This window comes from Luethyella okanaganae, assembly GCF_042660285.1.
GTDB lineage: Bacteria > Actinomycetota > Actinomycetes > Actinomycetales > Microbacteriaceae > Luethyella > Luethyella okanaganae.
Window position 1 is genome coordinate 314,796 of the sequence record NZ_JBHSTP010000002.1, and the last position, 18,605, is coordinate 333,400.

Sequence of the window (18,605 nt, forward strand, 5' to 3'; positions counted from 1 at the left end):
ACAGTGAGAGTCGCAGCTCGGACGTGAGGAGGCCCCTGTGGGAATCGAACAGCGATCGAATGCCGGAGCACGCCTGGTGCCGGGGGCGACTCCGGCCCGGGCGGCGACGATGCGGGCCGCCGTCCAGCACCGCTACGGCCCGCCCTCAGTGCTCGAGCCGTCCGAGGTCGGGTTACCGCTGCCCGGTCGAGGCGATGTGCTCGTCCAGATGGGCGCGGCCTCGGTACATCCCGGCGACTACTTCGTCATGACCGGTGAGCCGTACGTGGTGCGCCTGGCGTTCGGGCTCCGCCGGCCGCGCCACGGCATCCCTGGCAGGGACCTCGCCGGCGTGGTGGCAGCGGTCGGGAAGGATGTCACCGCTCTCCGCCCCGGCGACGAGGTGTTCGGCTGGAGCACCGCTGGAACGCTCGCGGAGTACGCCTGCGTCCCGGCGGACAACCTCGTGTCCGTGCCTGCCAACCTGTCGGTCGTGGACGCGGCAGCGGTGCCCACGTCGGCCATGGCGGCGTTGCAGGCATTGCGCGAGATCGCGAACGTTCGACCGGGCCAGACGGTGCTGGTCACGGGCGCGTCGGGCGGCGTGGGCTCCTTCGCCGTACAGATCGCCAAAGCGTTTGACGCCGAGGTGACGGCTGTGTGCAGCACCCGCAACGTCGACTTGGTTCGGTCGCTCGGCGCCGACCACGTCGTTGACTACACGAGGACCGACTTCACCCGCACCGAGATGCGCTACGACGTCATCCTCGACAACGTGGAAGCCCAGCCCCTGGCGGCTGTCCGCCGAGCGCTGACGCCCACCGGCATCCTCATCCCCAACAGCGGACGCGGCGGCCGCTGGCTCGGCCCCCTCGGTCGGATCGTCAAAGCGCGCGTGCTGTCCGGGTTCACCCGTCAGCAGCTGAAGCCCTTCCTGTCGGTCGAGAAGCGCCAGGACCTGCTCACCCTGGCCGACCTGCTCACGACCGGGCAGGTCACGCCCGTCATCGACCGCACCTACCCCCTCGACGAAGCAGCCGACGCCCTCCGCCACGTCGCGGCCGGCCACACCCGAGGGAAGGTCGTCGTCACCGTCTGACGACCGGACCGACGAGAACGACCCAACCCGTGCGTATGCACGCCCAGACCTGCCGCCACTCCGGCGGACGGACCGCTCCTCACGAAAGAAGAACCGATGACCATCCGAACGAACACCCCGAACCTGCTCGACAACCCACCGATCCCCGTGCAGGCCAAGCTCGCCGCCGCATGGACCAGCTTCATGTTCCTCTACATCTACGTCGACTACTTCCACCTCCACAAGCCCGGCGTCATCGACAACCTCCGCGCCGGCGTCGTCTTTGAGTACGACATCAGCCCGACGTTGTTGACCGTTATGCTCGCGTCCGTGGCGATCCCGGCTCTAATGGTGATGCTCTCCATGACGCTGCCCGCCCGGGTGAACCGCGCCACGAACCTCGTTGTTGCAATGCTCTACATCCCCTACTCGGTGTTCAACGCGGCAGGGGAGTCCTGGGACTGGGCCTTCTTCTACGGCCTCTCCATCGGAGTCGAGGTGCTGCTCCTGGCCTTCATCCTGCGCTCCGCCTGGACCTGGCCTCGAACCCCCGCCGTCCCAGCCGGTCCCGCGGCGACCGACCTTCGACAGGACCTTCGACAGTAGGTGTCCGTGTTAAGCCCTACGGCGTGAAGCCCGCCGCCGCGGACACCGGGCCGACCGTGACCAGCTCAGTCGCAGTATGCGCAGAGAACCTGCTCACGGTCGGCCCGGTGTTCGCGCGGGGGCTCACTGGCCGGTGGACAACGCCCGTGATGGTGACCCTGCTGCCGGCAACCATCCTGGGCCCGTCGCGGCCGCGGACCCAGCCGCGGCGGGGATCCCTTCCAGTGCGATGGTTGCCGACGCAGCAGTCAGCATAGCTGCCACCGGATTCATCGCCTCAGCGCCAGCACAATCCCGATCGCCGAGATCATCGCAGGCAGCTGACCATGCCGCGGAGTTGCTCAACGACCCGCGCGGGCGGCCACCCCGGTCAGAGGCTTCGATTCTCAGATACTTGTCATTCTGCCAAGTGCGTGACACGTCGTCTGAGAATATGACAGGTTGCGCGAGAACCTACAACCCGCCTCAGCCCCTGGCGAGGTCCGCGAAACGCGAGAAGTGCCCGTGGAAGGCGACCGTCACGGTGCGGGTCGGACCGTTGCGGTGCTTGGCGACAATGAGGTCGGCCTCGCCGGCACGCGGGTTGTCCTTCTCGTAGGCGCTCTCACGGTGCAGCAGGATGACCATGTCGGCATCCTGCTCGATCGAGCCGGATTCGCGCAGATCGCTGATCGCCGGAAGCTTGTCGGCACGCTGCTCCGGTCCACGATTCAACTGCGACAGCGCGATGACGGGAACCTGCAACTCCTTGGCGAGGAGCTTGAGCGCCCGCGAGAACTCGCTGACTTCTTGCTGACGGCTCTCGACGCGCTTGCCCGAGGTCATGAGCTGCAGGTAGTCGATGATGACCATCTTGAGTCCGACGCGCTGCTTAAGTCGACGGCACTTCGCCCGGATCTCGACGAGGGTCATGTTGGGGCTGTCGTCGATGTAGAGGGGGGCGTCGTTGATCCGGCCGCGCGTCGAGGCGATCGTCGTCCAGTCGCGGCTGTCGACCGTCCCCTTGCGCATGTTCTGTAGGGGAACGGATGACTCGGCGGAGAGTAGGCGCATCGCGATCTCCGAACGACCCATCTCGAGTGAGAAGAAGATCGTGGGCATGTCGTTGTGAATCGCCGCGGAGCGGGCGAAGTCGAGGGCGAGCGTCGACTTTCCGAGAGCGGGTCGTGCGGCGACGATGATCATCTGGCCGGGATGGAAGCCGTTGGTGAGGTCGTCGAGATCTGCGAAGCCCGTCGGAACCCCGGTCATCTTGCCATCAGTGTGCTTGGCGGCCTCGATCTCGTCGATAGCGACGGTGACCGCCTCGGTGAGCGGAACGTAGTCCTCGGTTTCGGTGCTGCCCGTCACCGAGTAGATCTCGGCCTGGGCGTTGTTCACCAGGTCGAGAACCTCGCCCTCGCCCGCGTAGCCCATCTGGACGATGCGGGTGCCCGCCTCGACGAGGCGGCGCAGCAGGGCGCGTTCGGCGACGATCGACGCATAGTAGCCGGCGTTCGCGGCCGTTGGCACGAGGCTCGTGAGGGTGTGCAGGTAGTCGGCTCCGCCGGCCCGGGAGAGCTCGCCCTGTTTGGTGAGCTCGTCGGTGACTGCAATGACATCGGTCGGCTCGCCGTGCGAGTAGAGAGAGAGAATCGCGTCGAAGATTATCTCGTGCTTCGGGATGTAGAAGTCTGGCCCACGCAGGGTCTCAACGACATCGGCGACGGCATCCTTGCTGAGAAGCATTCCGCCGAGGGTGCTCTGCTCAGCGAGGAGATCGTGAGGGGGAGTGCGTTCCGACTGGCGACTGTCACCGGACTGTCGCTGGTCGGCGAGGCCAAGATGGGCGATCGACACTCCGCGCCTCCTCAGCGTGCTCAGGGTGTCGCTGCGCGGGCGCAGCGAACAGCAAAATGAACCCGGCACCATTCCGTGCCTGGTTCAGGGTTATCAGCTTCCGCCGACATCGGCGGGGATCTCAGTCGTTGCGCACCCCCGCGACACCGACGCCTTGCCACCATACGGACGCCGGCCCTCCACCACAAACAGACCTGTGGATAACGCTGTGAGGAATCTGCGCGAAACGCCGGACGACGTGTGCAAAGGCTGTGGGTAAAGCTGTGGGTAACGAAGAAACTTTCAGAAAATTATCTGCCCTCATCAGGGATAAAAATCACTCACAGTTGTGTGTAGAAAGTTGCTTAGACTTCGACTTGAACGTTGGCTGTTTTCACAGCGACCTGTGCATGGAGATGAGGAATCAAGCAGGTTTCCTGCTTGCCCAGCCAGCTTAAAAAGGTGTAGCGGCGAGCTGAAGCTCGCCGCTACACCGAAATGCTCAAGCTACTTGGCGGCAACCACCTGAAGGGTGATGGTGGCCGACAGCTCGTCGCGCAGACGAATCGTGGCTTCGTGTTCGCCGACGACCTTGATCGCGTTCGGCAGCTCGATCTTGCGCTTGTCGAGTGAGCCGAGGCCGGCTGCAGCCACCGCCTCTGCGACATCCGCGGTCTTCACCGAGCCGAACAGACGGCCTTCGGCACCGGCCTTGACGGTCAACGTGACCTTGGTGTTCTCGAGGGCAGCCTTGAGTGCCTGCGCTTCCTCGAGAGTGGCGAGCTCACGAGCCGCGCGAGCGGCCTTGATCTGCTCGACCTGCTTCTCGCCACCACGGGTCCAGCGCACGGCGAAGCCCTGCGGGATGAGGTAGTTGCGACCGTAGCCGTTCTTGACCTCGACGACGTCACCCGGGGCGCCGAGGCCGGAGACCTCGTGCGTCAGAATCAGTTTTGACATGTCGGTGCTCCTTAGCGGCCGCTGCCGGCGTAAGGCAGCAGGGCCATTTCGCGGGCGTTCTTGACGGCACGGGCGATGAGGCGCTGTTCCTGAACGGAAACGCCGGTGATGCGGCGGGCACGGATCTTTCCGCGCTCGGAGATGAACTTGCGCAGGGTCGCGACGTCTTTGTAGTCGATGACACCAACGCGGATCGACTTCGCGGGGGCGGCGTTCTTGCCACCCTTGGCTCCGCGGAGTGGCTTGCGGCGGTCGCCGCTGCTCTTTCCAGCCATGGTCTTTCCTTTGTCTAATGAAGAAGTTGTCGATGGCGTCGGGATCCTTCGACCGGCTCGAGGAAGCCCTCGAATCCTGGAATCCGTTCGCCGGGGTGGGCCTAGTCGGCCCGGTGACCTAGAAGGGTGTCTCTTCGCTGTAGCTGCCCGGAGTGTTCCAGACATCTCCGCCACCGGGGGCGGCGGCAGGTGCGCTGGGAGCCCAGGGCTCGCCGCCGCCGCCGGCGGGGCCGCCTCCGCGAGGACCAGAGGACTGCACACGCGTGAGCGAGGCCGTCGCATAGCGGAGGGAAGGGCCGATCTCGTCGATCTCCAGCTCGATGCTGGTGCGCTTCTCGCCTTCCTTCGTCTCGTACGAACGCTGCTTGAGACGCCCGGTAGCGATGACGCGGGAACCCTTGGTCAATGAACCGGCAACGTGCTCGGCGAATTCACGCCAGACACTCGCGCGCAGGAACAGCGCTTCGCCGTCTTTCCACTCGTTCGCCGCACGATCGAAATTGCGCGGAGTGGATGCGATGGTGAAGTTGGCAACCGCCAGTCCGTTCTGCGTGTAGCGCAGCTCCGGGTCTGCGGTGAGGTTGCCCACCACGGTGACTATTGTCTCGCCTGCCATGAGGACTAGGCGTCCTTCGCAGCGGCCTTGGCGGGAGCGGCAGCCTTGCGGGCGGCCTTCTCGTCGGCAAGCTTAGCGGCGGCGGCAACCTGGGCGATCGCTTCTTCGGCACGCAGCACCTTGGTGCGCATGACGGCTTCGCTGAGCTTCAGCTGGCGGTCGAGCTCCGTGGTGGTTGCAGCCTCGGCGGTGAAGTTGACGACGGCATAGATGCCCTCGGTCTTCTTGTTGATCTCGTAAGCCAGACGACGACGACCCCAGATGTCGACCTTGTCGACGGTTCCGCCATCGCTACGAACGACGTTGAGGAACTTGTCAAGGCTGGGAGCAACGGCGCGCTCATCGATCTCTGGATCGAGGATGACCATCAACTCGTACTGATGCATGACTAACCCACCTCCTTCGGACTAAACGGTTGCAGACTGTCTGCAACAGGAGGGTTGTGCATGTGTGGAACACGGAGGCCGAAGATCTCGGCACGTGAACAACCTTCATAGGCTAGCGGATGCCGGCCGCTCACGCCACCCGCACCCGCACCCGCACTGCACCCGCACCCGCACTGCACCCGCCCCCGCACTGTACCCGCCCCCGCACTGCACCTGCACCTGCACTGCACCTGCACCCGCAACTGCCCCCGCACTGCACCTGCACCTGCACCTGCACCTGCACCTGCACCACCCCTGCACTCCATTCGCACCCCCGCATCCCTACCCTGCCGAGTGTGGCTATTTTCGACGAAACGGTCCGGCATATCGGGAACACTCGTCGGAAAAGGACCCACTCACTCAAAAAAGAGCGTGAGCCATGAGCCGTCATCGGGCCGGGCGCAGTCCCGCTTTGAGGAGGATCGCGCGAAGCGTTGCGCGCCGCATCGCCTCATCCCAGACCCAGCGCACAACGCGCCGATCCTGACTCCTCAAGCGATCCTCTCGAAGCTTCTCCCGCCACACGATCTCTTCGATCGGGAGTCCGGCGGTGTACTCCTCACGCCGGTACTTGGCCTTGCCGTCGAATTCACCGATCAGCGCGAAGTCCGGCCAATCGAAGTCGACGACGTCGTTCCCACCGTCGCTTCGTTCAAAAGCGACCTGCAGAAGCGGCGGCGGAAAGTCACAGAGGTGGATCTGCCCGCGACTGAGCGATTCGCCCGGCGAGCCGGATCTATTGTCGGAGAATGCCACTGCCGCACGGGCCCGGCTGCTCCCGCGCCGCTTCCCCTCCCTGGCCAATCGTTCGAGGAGGACCTCTTTCGGAACCCCGTTCCAGGGGGAACCATGCGGCACAACGAGCTGACGCCGCGTTCCGTGGTCGAGCGATGCAACCGCAGAGAGAAACGACGACGTGCGCGCGAGGTCGATCAACGTGCGCTGCAACGAAGTGACGAACACACCGTCGAGTTCTACGACATCGTCGTCGACGAACGCATCATGATGCCATATCACCCCGTTCTTCGAGCGTGCGCCCGAGTTGAACGGCGCCAACAGATGCACCTGCTCCGACCAGTGACCAATGATCGGCAACCCCCAGAGCGCGGCGGCCGAAACGTGTGAGTAGACCGGCTGGCTGTGGCGAGTCTCCGCTACCGCCCGCATCCGCATCAGATGTCTTGCTCGCCCGTCGAGATTCCGCCACTCCTCGCTCGGGAGGAACACGCCACGGCGGATGCGCTCGAGCGCGCCAGCGTCCGCACCCCTCTGAAGATCACGACCGTCCGCCCCGCGGAGCCCCTGTTCTCGGGTCAGCAGCACCTGGAGAGCAGACGGCGTGGCAAACCCGTCTGGGTGGGGAGGAGGAGTGTGAGCCATATCTCGAGCCTGGCGGGACGGGATACCGCGAAATCCTCGGCGCGAGAAATCTGTGCACAACTCGCGGACGAGGGCACCTGTGGATAACCGTCTCGGCGGCACCGAGTGTGCCCATTTCCGACGAGTGTGCCCGGTATACCGGGCTGTCTCGTCGGAAATGGGCACACTCGCGGGGGTGGCCGAGCAACGCGGGCCGCACGAGACGGGCTACTTCGCGATCACGGCGTTCGCCTCCGCCTCCGCACGCTCCAGGCCCTCGGCGACCGGGATGCCGTTCGCGAAGACCTCATCGAAGATCGGGTCGTACACCGCGACCACCGCGTTGAAGTTCGTGCCCTGTGGTGGAGAGATCGTCGTGGCGTCGCCGGCGACGACGTCGAAGAACTTCGACACGTCGACGCCCTTCGAGGTCCAATAGTCGAAGTAGGCCTGCTGAGCGTCGACGCCGCCGGGAACGGCCGCACCGTTCGCCCCGATGAAGCGGTTCCCTCTCTCCGAGCCGAGCCAGGCGAGCACCTTGCGGGTCGCGCCCGGATGACTCGACGCGGTGTTGCCTGCGGCCGCGACACCGTTCGTGACCGAGACCCGGCCGGCCGGCCCCGCGGGGATCGACGCGACGCCCCAGTCGAAATTCGCCGCCTCGGCGACACTGGCGAGATTGTAGAGACCGGATTGGAAGAGCGCCATCCTGCCCCCGACGAACTGGTCGAGGCTGTAGTCGCCGTCGGCATTCGTGGCGGCGGCCGGCGGGCTCACCCGGTAGCGGTTGACGAGATCGACGAGGTATTGCATCGCCTCGGCCGTCCGGGGGCTGGTGAAGGTGAACTCCTCGCCATCCTGGAACCGGCCACCGTTCGAACCGATGAACGGCAACTGGATCGCCTGCAGCTCGTTCGCTGCGTTGTATCCGAACTGAGCGAGCGCCGAAGCGTCGAATTCTGGATCGTTCGCCGGACGGCCGGAGGTGTCCTTCGTCAGAGCCTGTACGACCGGCAGGAAGGTATCCGCCGCCGGATCGGGGTTCCACACGAGAGCCTCGAGCGACTCGGCGGAGACCCCGCTCGCCGCGAGCGCCGCCTTGTTGTAGTAGATAGCGATTCCCGCGTCGGAGAGCTGCGGGATGCCCCACAGCGACCCGTTGCGCGTGAACTGATCGACGACGCTCGGCGCCCAACCGCTCTTGGCGTTCGTGCCGAACGATCGGTCGATGTCGAGAAGCGCACCCTTGTCGGCGTAGTCGGCGTAGTAGGAGCTGTTGATCCAGAAGATGTCGGCGGCGGAGCCCGCTAAGACATCGGACTCCAACTGAGTCCAATACTGCGACCAGGGGATGACGGTGACGTCGATCGCGATATCGGAGTTGCTCTGCTCGAACTCGGCGAAGGACGCCTCGTAGGCTGCGGCGACCTTGTCGTCCCACAGCCGGACGGTCACGACCGTCTTGCCGGATCCCACGATGCCGCCGACGAGGGCGATGCCGCCGCCCAGAGCGACCGCGGCGACCAGCACCGAGATCGCGGCCGCGATCGTCACGAATGTGCGTGAGCGCGTTGCCATCTATCAGTCCTCCACTGGGACGGTAGCAGTCCGGGTCGAACCGGAGCGAGACATCGGGTCGTGCTCGCGGCATCCGAAACCGCGGATACCGCTCAGCCCACCCGGTTCGCCCACCATGCACGCAGCCGCTTGGTCGCCTCCTCCTCGCCAAGCGGTCCGTCGTCGAGACGTTGTTCCAGGAGGAAGCGGTAGGCCTCCCCGACCTCCCGGCCGGGCCTGATGCCGAGGATCGCCATGATCCGCTCCCCGTCGAGATCGGGACGGACCGCAGCGATCTCCTCCTCTTCGGCGAGCGCTGCGATGCGCTGCTCGAGGTCGTCGTAGGCGAAACCGAGCCTGTCCGCCTTGCGCCTGTTGCGCGTCGTCACATCGGCGCGGGTCAGGATGTGCAGCCGCTCAAGCTGGTCACCGGCATCCCGCACATAACGACGCACCGCCGAGGCCGTCCATGCGCCCTCCGTGTAGCCGAAGAAGCGCAGGTGCAACTCGATGAGCCGGGAGACGGCCGCGATCGTGTCATTGTCGTAGCGAAGCTCGCGAAGCCGTTTCTTCGCGAGTTTCGCCCCGACGAGATCGTGGTGGTAGAAACTGACGGAGCCGCCGGGTTCGAGTCGGCGCGTCGCCGGCTTGCCGATGTCGTGTAAGAGGGCGGCGAGGCGCACGATGAGGTCGGGGGAGTCGAGGCGGCCCCTCGATCCCTCGTAGTCGATGGCCTGATCGAGAACGGTGAGGCTGTGCCGGTAGACATCCTTGTGACTGTGGTGCTCGTCGACCTCGAGCCGCAACGCGGGCACCTCAGGCAGCACGATGGTGGCGAGACCGGAGTCGACGAGCAGCTCGATCCCCGCGCGCGGGGCATCGGTCTTCAGAAGTTTGGAGAGCTCGTCTCTGACGCGCTCGGCCGAGATGCGTCGGATGCGCTCGGCGAGCGCCGTCATCGCCTCACGCACCCCATCGTCGACTTCGAAGCCAAGCTGCGAGGTGAAGCGGGCGGCGCGCATCATGCGCAGGGGGTCGTCGCCGAACGAGACCTCCGGAGCCGACGGGGTGCGCAGCCGCCTGGCCAGCAGATCTTCGATGCCGCCGGACGGATCGGCGAGAGTCATCTCGGGAAGCCGGAGCGCAAGAGCGTTGACCGTGAAATCGCGGCGCCCGAGATCATCTTCGAGCGAGTCGCCGAAGACGACCTCTGGCTTGCGTGTCTCGCCGTCGTAGCTGTCGCTGCGATAGGTCGTGATCTCGACGGTCTCACCGGCGACCTTGGCACCGATGGTGCCGAACTGGCGGCCGATGTCCCAGTGCGCCTCGCTGATCGGGGTGACGATCGCGAGGATCTGGTCGGGCGTCGCATCGGTGGCGAAGTCCAGGTCGTTCGTGCCCCGGTCGAGGAAGGCGTCGCGAACAGGCCCGCCGACGAGGGCGAGCTCATGACCGGCCGCCCTGAACGTTGACGCCAGGCGCGAAACGGCGGGGGAGGCTGCCAGCTCGCCCAGCCTGGCGAGGGCTGCCGCGACACTCTGCATGCTGACCATGTTAGAGGGCGCGTCGTCGCCGTGTTCACAGCTCAGGCGGTTCCCGGGCGATGGGTCCGGCGCTTCACGCCGGCCCGGGCCGCCTTCACGTTCGAGTCGAAACCGCCTGAGCTGTGAACATCACGCCGAGGTGCCGGACGCCTGCTCCGGCCCGCATCCGACGGGCCGCCGATGACGGCGCCCCATGTTCAATGCCGGAGAGCTGCCCGGCATCCGACTCCTCAAGATGCCGCGGGTCGCTCCCCGGTTCGACGCCGTAGAATCTCCTGCATGGTGGCCGAGACGACTGACGAGCGTCGGCCTGCACTCTCACGGGGAGCCGCCGCGCGCTCCGGCACAGGATCGCCGTCGAGGACGCGGTCGCCATTGAGCATGCGAATCGCCGCGGCCGCCGCAGCTGCCGCGCTGTCGTTCGCGCCGGTATCGGCACTGGCCGGCACGACGACCGCCGGCACGACGATCCTGCCGGCCGCTGCGAACACGGACGATCGGGTGAGGATCGCCGTCGCACCGAGCGACTCCGCCGTGCTCGGCCCGGCCCACGACCTCGCCGTGAACGTTACGATCACGAACTCGACCGAGCAGTCCCTCGATCCGGGAACAGTCCACGTGATCCTCGACGATACGCCGATCGACACCCGTTCCGCGCTTGAGTCCTGGCTGCATCCGGATGACTCCCCATCGACCCCGGGCGACATCGTAGCCAGCGTGCCGACGCCCACCATTGCGCAGGCTACGAGCGCGGTCGTTCCGGTCACCGTGCCTGCGGCATCCGTCGGGCTCGACGGCTCGCCGCTCGGCGCATACGGCCTCACCGCGAAACTGACCGTCGACGCCACCGCGAACGCGACGGCCTCAGGACGCGGCATCATCGTCTGGTCCCCCGGCGATGCCGTCGTTCCCACGCGCCTCGCCATAGCCATGCCGATCACGACGCCGTCTGGATCCGATGGACTCATTCCCGCAAGTACGCTCGAGACCCTCACCGCGCCCAACGGCCTGCTGACACGCCAGCTCGAGAGCGTCGCCAACCGCCCCGTCGCCCTCGGCATCGACCCGATGATCATCGTGTCGATCCGTGCACTCGGCACCAGCGCACCGCAGTCAGCCCTGGACTGGCTCGAGCAGCTCTACCGGCTCGGCAACGAAGTGTTCCCCCTCGCCTATGCAGACGCGGATCCAGCGGTGCAGGTGCAGGCGGGCTTGACCACCCTGCTCGCGCCGACATCGTTCGACTACACGCTCGACCCGGCGAACTTCGCGGGACCCGTCGCGGACAAGACCCCGATGCCCGCTCCTGGCGACGCGACACCGACACCGGCGCCCGCTCCCGGAGCTGTTCCGACGCTCGACGAGCTGCTCACCTGGCCGTACACCGTCACCGGAATCGCCTGGCCGGGAGACGCCACGGTGACGACGGGCGACCTGAAGGTGTTCGGTGCGAACGCCGTCACCACGACCATCCTCTCGAGTTCCAACGTGACGAGTCAGTGGACCCCGCGGGGATCGACGACGGTCGGCGAGATGAAAGCGGCCGTCTCCGACACGGAGCTCTCCGCCGCCGTGCGCGACGCGGTCACGGCCGTGACGGATGTCGCGTGGCAGGGAGCCATGGCACGGGCGACCGCCGTCCTCGCGGTCGCCGCAGCGGAGGATCCCACTTCGACGAGCACGGTCCTCGCTACGCTCGGCCGGGGCTGGCCACCGACCACCACCCGCCTCACGCAGACGCTCGATGCGCTCGCAACGCTCCCATTCGCGGCGCCGAGCGCCTTCTCGCACATGCTCACGGAGACGCCGACGGCCGTGGCGCTCCGTGACTCGCCGGAGTCCGAGGCACGAGTCGGCGCCGTCTCCATGCTCGCGGCTCGCGAAGGCGAGATCGGCGACTTCTCCACCACCCTCGCCGATCCGACCGTGCTCACGGGGCGCGAGCGGGCGCGGCTCCTTGCACTGCTCGCGAACTCTTGGAGGGCGAACGAGGAGGATTGGCACACGGCCGTCGCCGACCACCTGAGCCTGACCCGAGGGATCCTTGATTCCGTCTCGGTCGTGCAGAGCAGTTCGATCAATGTCGTTGGCAGCACGGCCCAGATTCCCATCGCGGTCAACAACAAGTTCGACCAGCCCGTGACCGTGCGGGTGCAGGTCGTGCCGTCGAACCCTCGCCTCGTCGTCGAACAACAGGTGGGCGCGACGATCGCCGCGGAGTCGAGCAACACGGTGCAGGTTCCCGTGAGTGCGAAGGTCGGCAATGGCCAAGTGGTGCTGAGCGTCACGCTCTTCTCCTCGACCGGGACGCAACTCGGCTCGGTCTCGACCATCCCCGTGAACGTCCAGGCCGACTGGGAGGGGCTGGGGGCGGCGATCCTGGCGTCCCTCGTCGTGCTCTTCTTCGGTTTCGGCATCTGGCGCAACATCCGGCGACGCCGACGGGAGCGTGCGGCCGGCGCCGATCAGGCGGCCGCGGCCGCAGAAGGCTCCGTGGTGGGCGAGGCCGGAGCCGGCAAGGCTTCTTCAACGCGCCAGGCCGGCGACGAGCAGGAGACCTCTCCGCCATCGAACGACGGTTCGCGCGACGGCGATGGCACCTCAACGACTCCGGACGCGCAGAGGAACTCGCCTCGTGAGTGAGTCCGGTATCGGACGCGCGAGCGCCTTCCTCGCCTCCGGCACGATCGTCTCACGGCTGCTCGGTTTCGTGAAGGCGATCGTGCTCGCCCAGACGATCGGCACCATCGGCAGGAGCGCCGACGCGTTCGCCGTGGCCAACCAGCTGCCGAACAACCTCTACGTGATCATCGCAGGCGGCGTGCTGAGCGCTGTGCTCGTTCCGCAGATCGTTCGAGCGAGCATCCACCCCGATGGTGGACGCGGATACATCAACAAGCTACTCACCATCACACTCGTCATCATCGGCGGGGCCACTGTCGTCGCCGTGCTCATCGCTCCTGTGCTGGTCACCGTCTACGCCCCGAGCTGGGAACGGGAACAGCAGGCGCTCGCGACCGCCTTCGCCTACTGGTGCCTACCGCAGATCTTCTTCTACGGCCTGTACACGGTACTCGGCGAGATCCTCAACGCACGCAAGATGTTCGGCCCGTTCACCTGGGCTCCCGTGCTCAACAACGTCGTCGCCATCCTCGGGCTCCTCGGCTTCATCGCCCTCTTCGGCTCCGCCGCGAACACGGCCAGAGCGGTCACCGACTGGACGCCCGGCATGATCGCCTTGATCGGCGGATCCGCGACGCTCGGCGTCGCCGCACAGGCGCTCATCCTGTTCGTGTTCTGGCGTCGGGCCGGGCTCAGTTACCGCCCAGACTTCGCCTGGCGCGGCGTTGGGCTCGGAGCGGCCGGAAGACTGGCCGGATGGACCTTCGGCATGCTGCTGCTCACCCAGCTGGCCGGTCTCGTGGAGACCCAGGTGGCAAGCATCGCATCCGGCGACGCATCGGTGACGACGCTGCAGTTCTCCTGGCTCATCTTCATGCTGCCGCACTCGGTGATCACGGTCTCGATCGCCACGGCATACTTTACCCGCATGGCCGAACACACCCGCGGCGACGACAGGGCATCGTTGCGCGCGGATATCTCGGCCGCGGTGCGCGTGACGTCTCTGCTCATCGTCTTCTCGGCCGCGGTGCTCATCGTCGTCGCCTATCCGTTCGCAAGCCTGTTCACCGTTAGTTACGACGACATTGTCGCCATGGGGCTCATCATCATCGCTTTCGTGCTCGGACTCGTGCCGTTCTGCATCCTGTTCGTGATCCAGCGCGGGTTCTACGCCCTCGGAGACACGCGGACACCGTTCTTCTTCACCCTCTTCCAGGTCGTGCTGTTCTCGGGCGGAGCGCTACTCGTCGGCCTTCTACTGCCGAAGGTCGTCATCGGCCTGGGCATCGCCCTCGTCATGAGCATCGCGGGCACGGCACAGATGGTGCTGGCCTGGCGCCTGTTGAGCAAGCGTCTCGACGGCCTCGAGTCACATCGCATCGTGTCGAGCCTGCTGCGCTATGCGATCGCAGCACTCCCGGCCCTCTTCGCCGGCTTCGTCGTGCTCGTGCTCACCGACGGAGTGGGCGCTGGAGGGTTCGGAACCGCGAGCTTCCCCGGCGCTGTGCTCTGCATGACCGCCACCGGAGCGACGATGGGGATCGTCTACTTCGGGTTGCTCGCGCTGTTCCGTGTCCCCGAGTTGCAGCCCGTGATCGACCCGCTGCTCGCTCGCATCCGCCGCTGATGCCCACGGGCCATCGTCGAGCCTGAACCACACCGCGCCACGCCCACCCAGGTCATCCGGAATATCCACCGCCTAGACTGTGTTCACATCTTTGCGCGGCGCCTACACGGCGTCTCATCGCACGAGTGAGGGAGCACAGCTTGCGCCAGATCATCATCATCGGCTCCGGCCCCGCCGGCTACACCGCTGCGATCTACGCCGCACGCGCCAACCTCAAGCCACTGCTCATCGCGAGTTCCGTCGAGGCCGGCGGAGAACTGATGAACACGACCGATGTCGAGAACTTCCCTGGCTTCCCAGACGGCATCCAGGGCCCGGAACTCATGACGCAGATGCAACAGCAGGCCGAGCGCTTCGGCACAGAGGTCGTCTACGACGACGTGACGAGCCTCGACCTGAAGGGCGCGGTCAAGACCGTCACCCTCGGATCCGGCGTCATCCACGAAGCACTCGCCGTGATCTTCGCCACGGGCTCCGCCTACCGCAAGCTCGGCTTCGCCGATGAGGAGAGACTCTCCGGTCACGGCGTCTCCTGGTGTGCGACGTGCGACGGCTTCTTCTTCCGCGACAAGACGATCGCCGTGGTCGGAGGAGGAGACTCGGCCATGGAGGAGGCGACCTTTCTTACGCGTTTCGCCTCGAAGGTCTACGTCATCCATCGCAAAGACGCCCTGCGCGCCTCGAAGATCATGCAGGAGCGTGCGTTCGACGACCCCAAGATCGAGTTCGTCTGGAACTCCGAGGTCATCGGCATCACGGGTGCGGATGCCGTCACCGGCGTCACTCTCCGCGACACGGTGACCGGTGCCGAGTCGGAGCTGGAGCTCGGCGGGCTGTTCATCGCGATCGGCAACGATCCGCGCACCCACCTCATCCACGGACAGCTCGACCTGGCTCCCGAAGGTACGATCGCCGTTGCCGGTCGCACCTCGAAAACATCATTGACCGGTGTTTTTGCCGCCGGAGACGTCGTCGACCCCACTTATCGCCAGGCGGTCACCGCAGCCGGTTCCGGCACGGTGGCAGCGCTCGACGCCGAGCACTACCTCGCGACACTCCCTAAGGAATTGCTGGACGAGGCCGGCGACACCAACGCTCTCGCACAGGCGAGCGGCACAGAACAGCTCGTGGCGGCGAACTAGCCGATCCCGACCTCGACCCCGCGGAAGACCCCCACAAAGGAGAATGAAATGACCGCACGCGCCGTAACCGACGCAACCTTCGAGCAGGAAGTGCTCAAGAGCGAGAAGACCGTGCTCGTGGACTTCTGGGCCGAGTGGTGCGGTCCGTGTCGCGCCGTCAGCCCGATCCTCGACCAGATCGCCACGGAGCACTCGGACAAGCTCGACATCGTCAAGGTGAATGTCGACGAGAACCCGCAGCTCGCCATGAAGTACCAGATCACCTCCATCCCAGCGATGAAGGTGTACCGGGGCGGAGAGGTCGTCAAGACCGTCATCGGCGCCAAGCCGAAGCCCGCTCTCGAAGCAGACCTGGCCGCCTACCTCGCGTAGCCGACCACCCTACAGGGAACCCTCGGCCACACGGCCGGGGGTTCTTTCTTTTCCTGGGAAGTTCCAGGGGAGGGGCTTGCACGGACGGAGACCATCTCACAGACGGACCATCTCACAGACAGCAACTAACATTGACACCGCATGAGAACGGATGACCAGTGACTGAACAGCAGCAGGCCGGTAACAACCTCGACCCGTGGTACCACCACTACTCGGAGCGAGCCGCCGGCCTGCGCGCCTCCGAGGTGCGCGCCCTGTTCGCCGTTGCCTCCCGACCCGAGGTCGTCTCGCTCGCCGGCGGCATGCCGTTCGTCTCAGCGCTGCCGCAGGACCTCGTGATCGACGCGATGGACCGCGTCATGGTCGAGCAGGGTGCCGTCGCGCTGCAATACGGCTCTGGTCAGGGAATCCCGAGGTTTCGGGAGCAGATCCTCGAAGTGATGGCACTCGAGGGGATATCCGCGAACGCCGACGATGTGGTCGTGACGACCGGTTCGCAGCATGCACTCGAACTCGTGAGCAAGCTCTTTCTCGACCCTGGTGACATCGTGATCGCCGAGGGTCCCAGCTACGTCACGGCGATGGTGATCTTCCGCTCATACCAGGCGGATGTCGACCACGTGCCCATGGACGAGCACGGCATGATCCCCGAGGCGCTGCGCGAGCACATCGCACGACTGCGGGCGACCGGTCGCACCATCAAGCTGCTCTACACCGTTCCCACCTTCCAGAACCCGGCCGGCGTCACCCTCAGCTGGGAGCGCCGGCTCGAGATCCTCGAGATCGCTCGAGAGAACGGCATCCTGGTCCTCGAGGACAACCCATACGGACTGCTCTACTTCGACCGCAAGGCTCCGGATGCGATGCGCTCGGTCGAGGAGGACGGCGTCATCTACCTCGGCACCTTCTCCAAGACCCTCGCCCCAGGGTTTCGCATGGGCTGGGCGCTCGCCCCGCATGCGATCCGCGAGAAGCTCGTGCTCGCGAACGAAGCTGCCGTGCTCTCGCCGAGCTCGTTCAGCCAGCTCGTGATCTCGGAGTACCTGTCACGGGCCGACTGGAAGGCGCAGATCGACACCTTCCGTGGCGTGTACGCCGAACGCAAGCAGGCCATGGTCTCGGCGCTCGGCGAGTATCTGCCGCAATTGAGCTGGACGAACCCCGCTGGCGGGTTCTACGTGTGGGTCACCCTCCCGGAACCCCTCGACTCCAAGGCCATGCTGCCGCGCGCCGTCAAGGAGCTCGTCGCATACACGCCGGGCACCGCGTTCTACGCCGACGGCAACGGACGGCAGAACATCCGACTCTCGTTCTGCTACCCGACCCCGGAGCAGATCCGCCTCGGTATCCGTCGCCTGACGACCGTGATCCAGGGTGAACTCGATCTGCTCGAGACCTTCGCCGGAACGGGAGCGCTCGACATGGTCCAGGGTGGCGCGCAGTTCACCTCGCCGCCGCCCAATGTGTCATAACGTGGCCAGTGAGTCCTCTAGGAGCAAGGAAAACCCCAGATCATGAGCGAATCATCGTTTCTAGACATCATCGTGCTCGCCGGCGGAATCTCGCATGAGCGCGACGTCTCCCTGCGTTCAGGACGTCGGGTCGCCGACGCGCTCGGCGCATCCGGGCACCGGGTCACCGTGCTCGATCCCGATGCGAACCTGCTCGCGCAGCTCGCAGAGAGCCGTCCTGACGTGATCTGGCCGGCTCTGCATGGGGCAAGCGGCGAGGATGGCGCCCTGCTGGCACTGCTCGAGACGACGGGGATCCCGTTCGTCGGCGCGCGCGGGGAGGACGCCGCGCTCGCGTGGTCGAAGCCCGTCGCCAAGACGCTCGCGCGTCGCGCCGGGATCTCGACGCCGGGCTCGATCACACTCGCCAAGGAGACGTTCCGCGACCTCGGTGCCGCCAACGTGCTCGAACGGGTTCTCGCGCACCTCGGTTCTTCGCTCGTGGTCAAGCCGTCGGTGGGCGGCTCGGCGCAGGGCGTCACGATCGTCGAAGACGGCTCGGCACTGCCGCGTGCCATGGTCGAGGCCTACACCTACTCCGACGTCGCACTGATCGAACGTCGGATCGTCGGCACGGAGCTCGCCGTGGCGGTTCTCGACGCAGGCGATGGTGCTGTCGCGCTCCCGGCGGTGGAGATCCAGGCGGATGGCGGCATCTACAGCTTCGACGCGCGCTACAACGCGGGGGAGACGACCTTCTTCACACCGGCCCGGATAGCCCCTGATGTCGCGGCTCACGTCGCCGAGACCGCGGTCGCCGTGCACGAACTGTTCAAGTTGCGCCACTTCTCACGCATCGACTTCATCGTCGACGAGTCGGGGACGGCCTGGTTCCTCGAGGCCAATGTCCTGCCGGGTCTGACCGAGACCTCCTTGCTGCCGCAAGCGATCGAGGCATCCGGGCGTGAAACGAAGACGGTCTACGCAGCGATCGCCGAGGCCGCCCGGTCCTGATCCCACCCACCTTCCTTCTACGTCATTTCTTGCGTTCCGGGCGGTCTAGGGTGGCGCGGAACGCAGAAAATCGCGCAGACGAAACATACGCAGACGAAACATATAATGCGGGAAGAACCGAGGATGCCACAGATACCGCAGCTACGGGTGGGAGCGGCTG

The 18,605-nt window shown here is 65.9% G+C and carries 16 protein-coding genes; 8 read left to right on the forward strand and 8 right to left on the reverse strand.

The genetic code is table 11. From position 1 onward, the window contains the following. Window positions 1-37 precede the first annotated feature (37 nt). Window positions 38-1,078 (forward strand): NAD(P)-dependent alcohol dehydrogenase, encoded by a 1,041-nt coding sequence (locus ACFQB0_RS09150; RefSeq protein ID WP_386730458.1) that lies wholly within the window; start codon window positions 38-40, stop codon window positions 1,076-1,078. 96 nt (window positions 1,079-1,174) lie between these two features. Further along, on the forward strand, window positions 1,175-1,663 hold the full coding sequence (locus tag ACFQB0_RS09155; protein ID WP_386730460.1) for a DUF6326 family protein: 489 nt from the start codon (window positions 1,175-1,177) through the stop codon (window positions 1,661-1,663). Between the two features lie 465 nt (window positions 1,664-2,128). Here ACFQB0_RS09155 and dnaB read toward each other — a convergent pair whose 3' ends face one another. The 8 genes from dnaB to ACFQB0_RS09195 form a co-directional block, all read right to left on the reverse strand. Further along, a complete protein-coding gene (gene dnaB, locus ACFQB0_RS09160; RefSeq protein WP_386730463.1) occupies window positions 2,129-3,502 on the reverse strand; it encodes a replicative DNA helicase in 1,374 nt (457 codons plus the stop codon). Window positions 3,503-3,988: 486 nt separating this feature from the next. Continuing rightward, entirely contained in the window at window positions 3,989-4,441 is a 453-nt protein-coding gene (gene rplI / locus ACFQB0_RS09165) for a 50S ribosomal protein L9 (protein ID WP_386730464.1), read from the reverse strand. An 11-nt stretch (window positions 4,442-4,452) separates the two neighbouring features. Beyond that, window positions 4,453-4,716, reverse strand: coding sequence for a 30S ribosomal protein S18 (gene rpsR, locus ACFQB0_RS09170; protein WP_012039648.1), 264 nt, complete (start codon window positions 4,714-4,716; stop codon window positions 4,453-4,455). Between the two features lie 118 nt (window positions 4,717-4,834). Continuing rightward, window positions 4,835-5,332 (reverse strand): single-stranded DNA-binding protein, encoded by a 498-nt coding sequence (locus tag ACFQB0_RS09175; RefSeq protein WP_386730469.1) that lies wholly within the window; start codon window positions 5,330-5,332, stop codon window positions 4,835-4,837. 5 nt (window positions 5,333-5,337) lie between these two features. After that, complete coding sequence (rpsF, locus tag ACFQB0_RS09180) at window positions 5,338-5,718, reverse strand: 30S ribosomal protein S6 (RefSeq protein ID WP_386730471.1); 381 nt, start codon at window positions 5,716-5,718, stop codon at window positions 5,338-5,340. A gap of 426 nt (window positions 5,719-6,144) precedes the next feature. Beyond that, on the reverse strand, window positions 6,145-7,137 hold the full coding sequence (locus tag ACFQB0_RS09185; RefSeq protein WP_386730473.1) for a hypothetical protein: 993 nt from the start codon (window positions 7,135-7,137) through the stop codon (window positions 6,145-6,147). A 207-nt stretch (window positions 7,138-7,344) separates the two neighbouring features. Beyond that, a complete protein-coding gene (locus ACFQB0_RS09190) occupies window positions 7,345-8,694 on the reverse strand; it encodes an ABC transporter substrate-binding protein (RefSeq protein ID WP_386730476.1) in 1,350 nt (449 codons plus the stop codon). Window positions 8,695-8,786: 92 nt separating this feature from the next. After that, entirely contained in the window at window positions 8,787-10,217 is a 1,431-nt protein-coding gene (locus ACFQB0_RS09195) for a CCA tRNA nucleotidyltransferase (RefSeq protein ID WP_386730477.1), read from the reverse strand. A gap of 381 nt (window positions 10,218-10,598) precedes the next feature. On the opposite strand from ACFQB0_RS09195, the gene ACFQB0_RS09200 reads away from it, so the two are divergent. From ACFQB0_RS09200 to ACFQB0_RS09225, 6 genes are all read left to right on the forward strand, one after another. Next, window positions 10,599-12,860 carry a DUF6049 family protein gene (locus tag ACFQB0_RS09200; protein WP_386730480.1) on the forward strand — a complete coding sequence of 754 codons (2,262 nt, stop codon included), beginning with the start codon at window positions 10,599-10,601 and terminating at the stop codon, window positions 12,858-12,860. Further along, window positions 12,853-14,466, forward strand: a complete 1,614-nt coding sequence (gene murJ / locus ACFQB0_RS09205; RefSeq protein ID WP_386730483.1) for a murein biosynthesis integral membrane protein MurJ — start codon at window positions 12,853-12,855, stop codon at window positions 14,464-14,466. Before ACFQB0_RS09200 ends, murJ begins: the two co-directional genes overlap by 8 nt. A 140-nt stretch (window positions 14,467-14,606) precedes the next feature. Further along, window positions 14,607-15,608, forward strand: coding sequence for a thioredoxin-disulfide reductase (trxB, locus tag ACFQB0_RS09210; protein ID WP_386730485.1), 1,002 nt, complete (start codon window positions 14,607-14,609; stop codon window positions 15,606-15,608). A gap of 48 nt (window positions 15,609-15,656) precedes the next feature. Beyond that, a complete protein-coding gene (gene trxA, locus ACFQB0_RS09215; RefSeq protein WP_386730487.1) occupies window positions 15,657-15,980 on the forward strand; it encodes a thioredoxin in 324 nt (107 codons plus the stop codon). A 158-nt stretch (window positions 15,981-16,138) separates the two neighbouring features. Then, entirely contained in the window at window positions 16,139-17,452 is a 1,314-nt protein-coding gene (locus ACFQB0_RS09220; protein WP_386730489.1) for an aminotransferase-like domain-containing protein, read from the forward strand. Between the two features lie 42 nt (window positions 17,453-17,494). After that, window positions 17,495-18,445 carry a D-alanine--D-alanine ligase family protein gene (locus ACFQB0_RS09225; protein WP_386730491.1) on the forward strand — a complete coding sequence of 317 codons (951 nt, stop codon included), beginning with the start codon at window positions 17,495-17,497 and terminating at the stop codon, window positions 18,443-18,445. Window positions 18,446-18,605 lie beyond the last annotated feature (160 nt).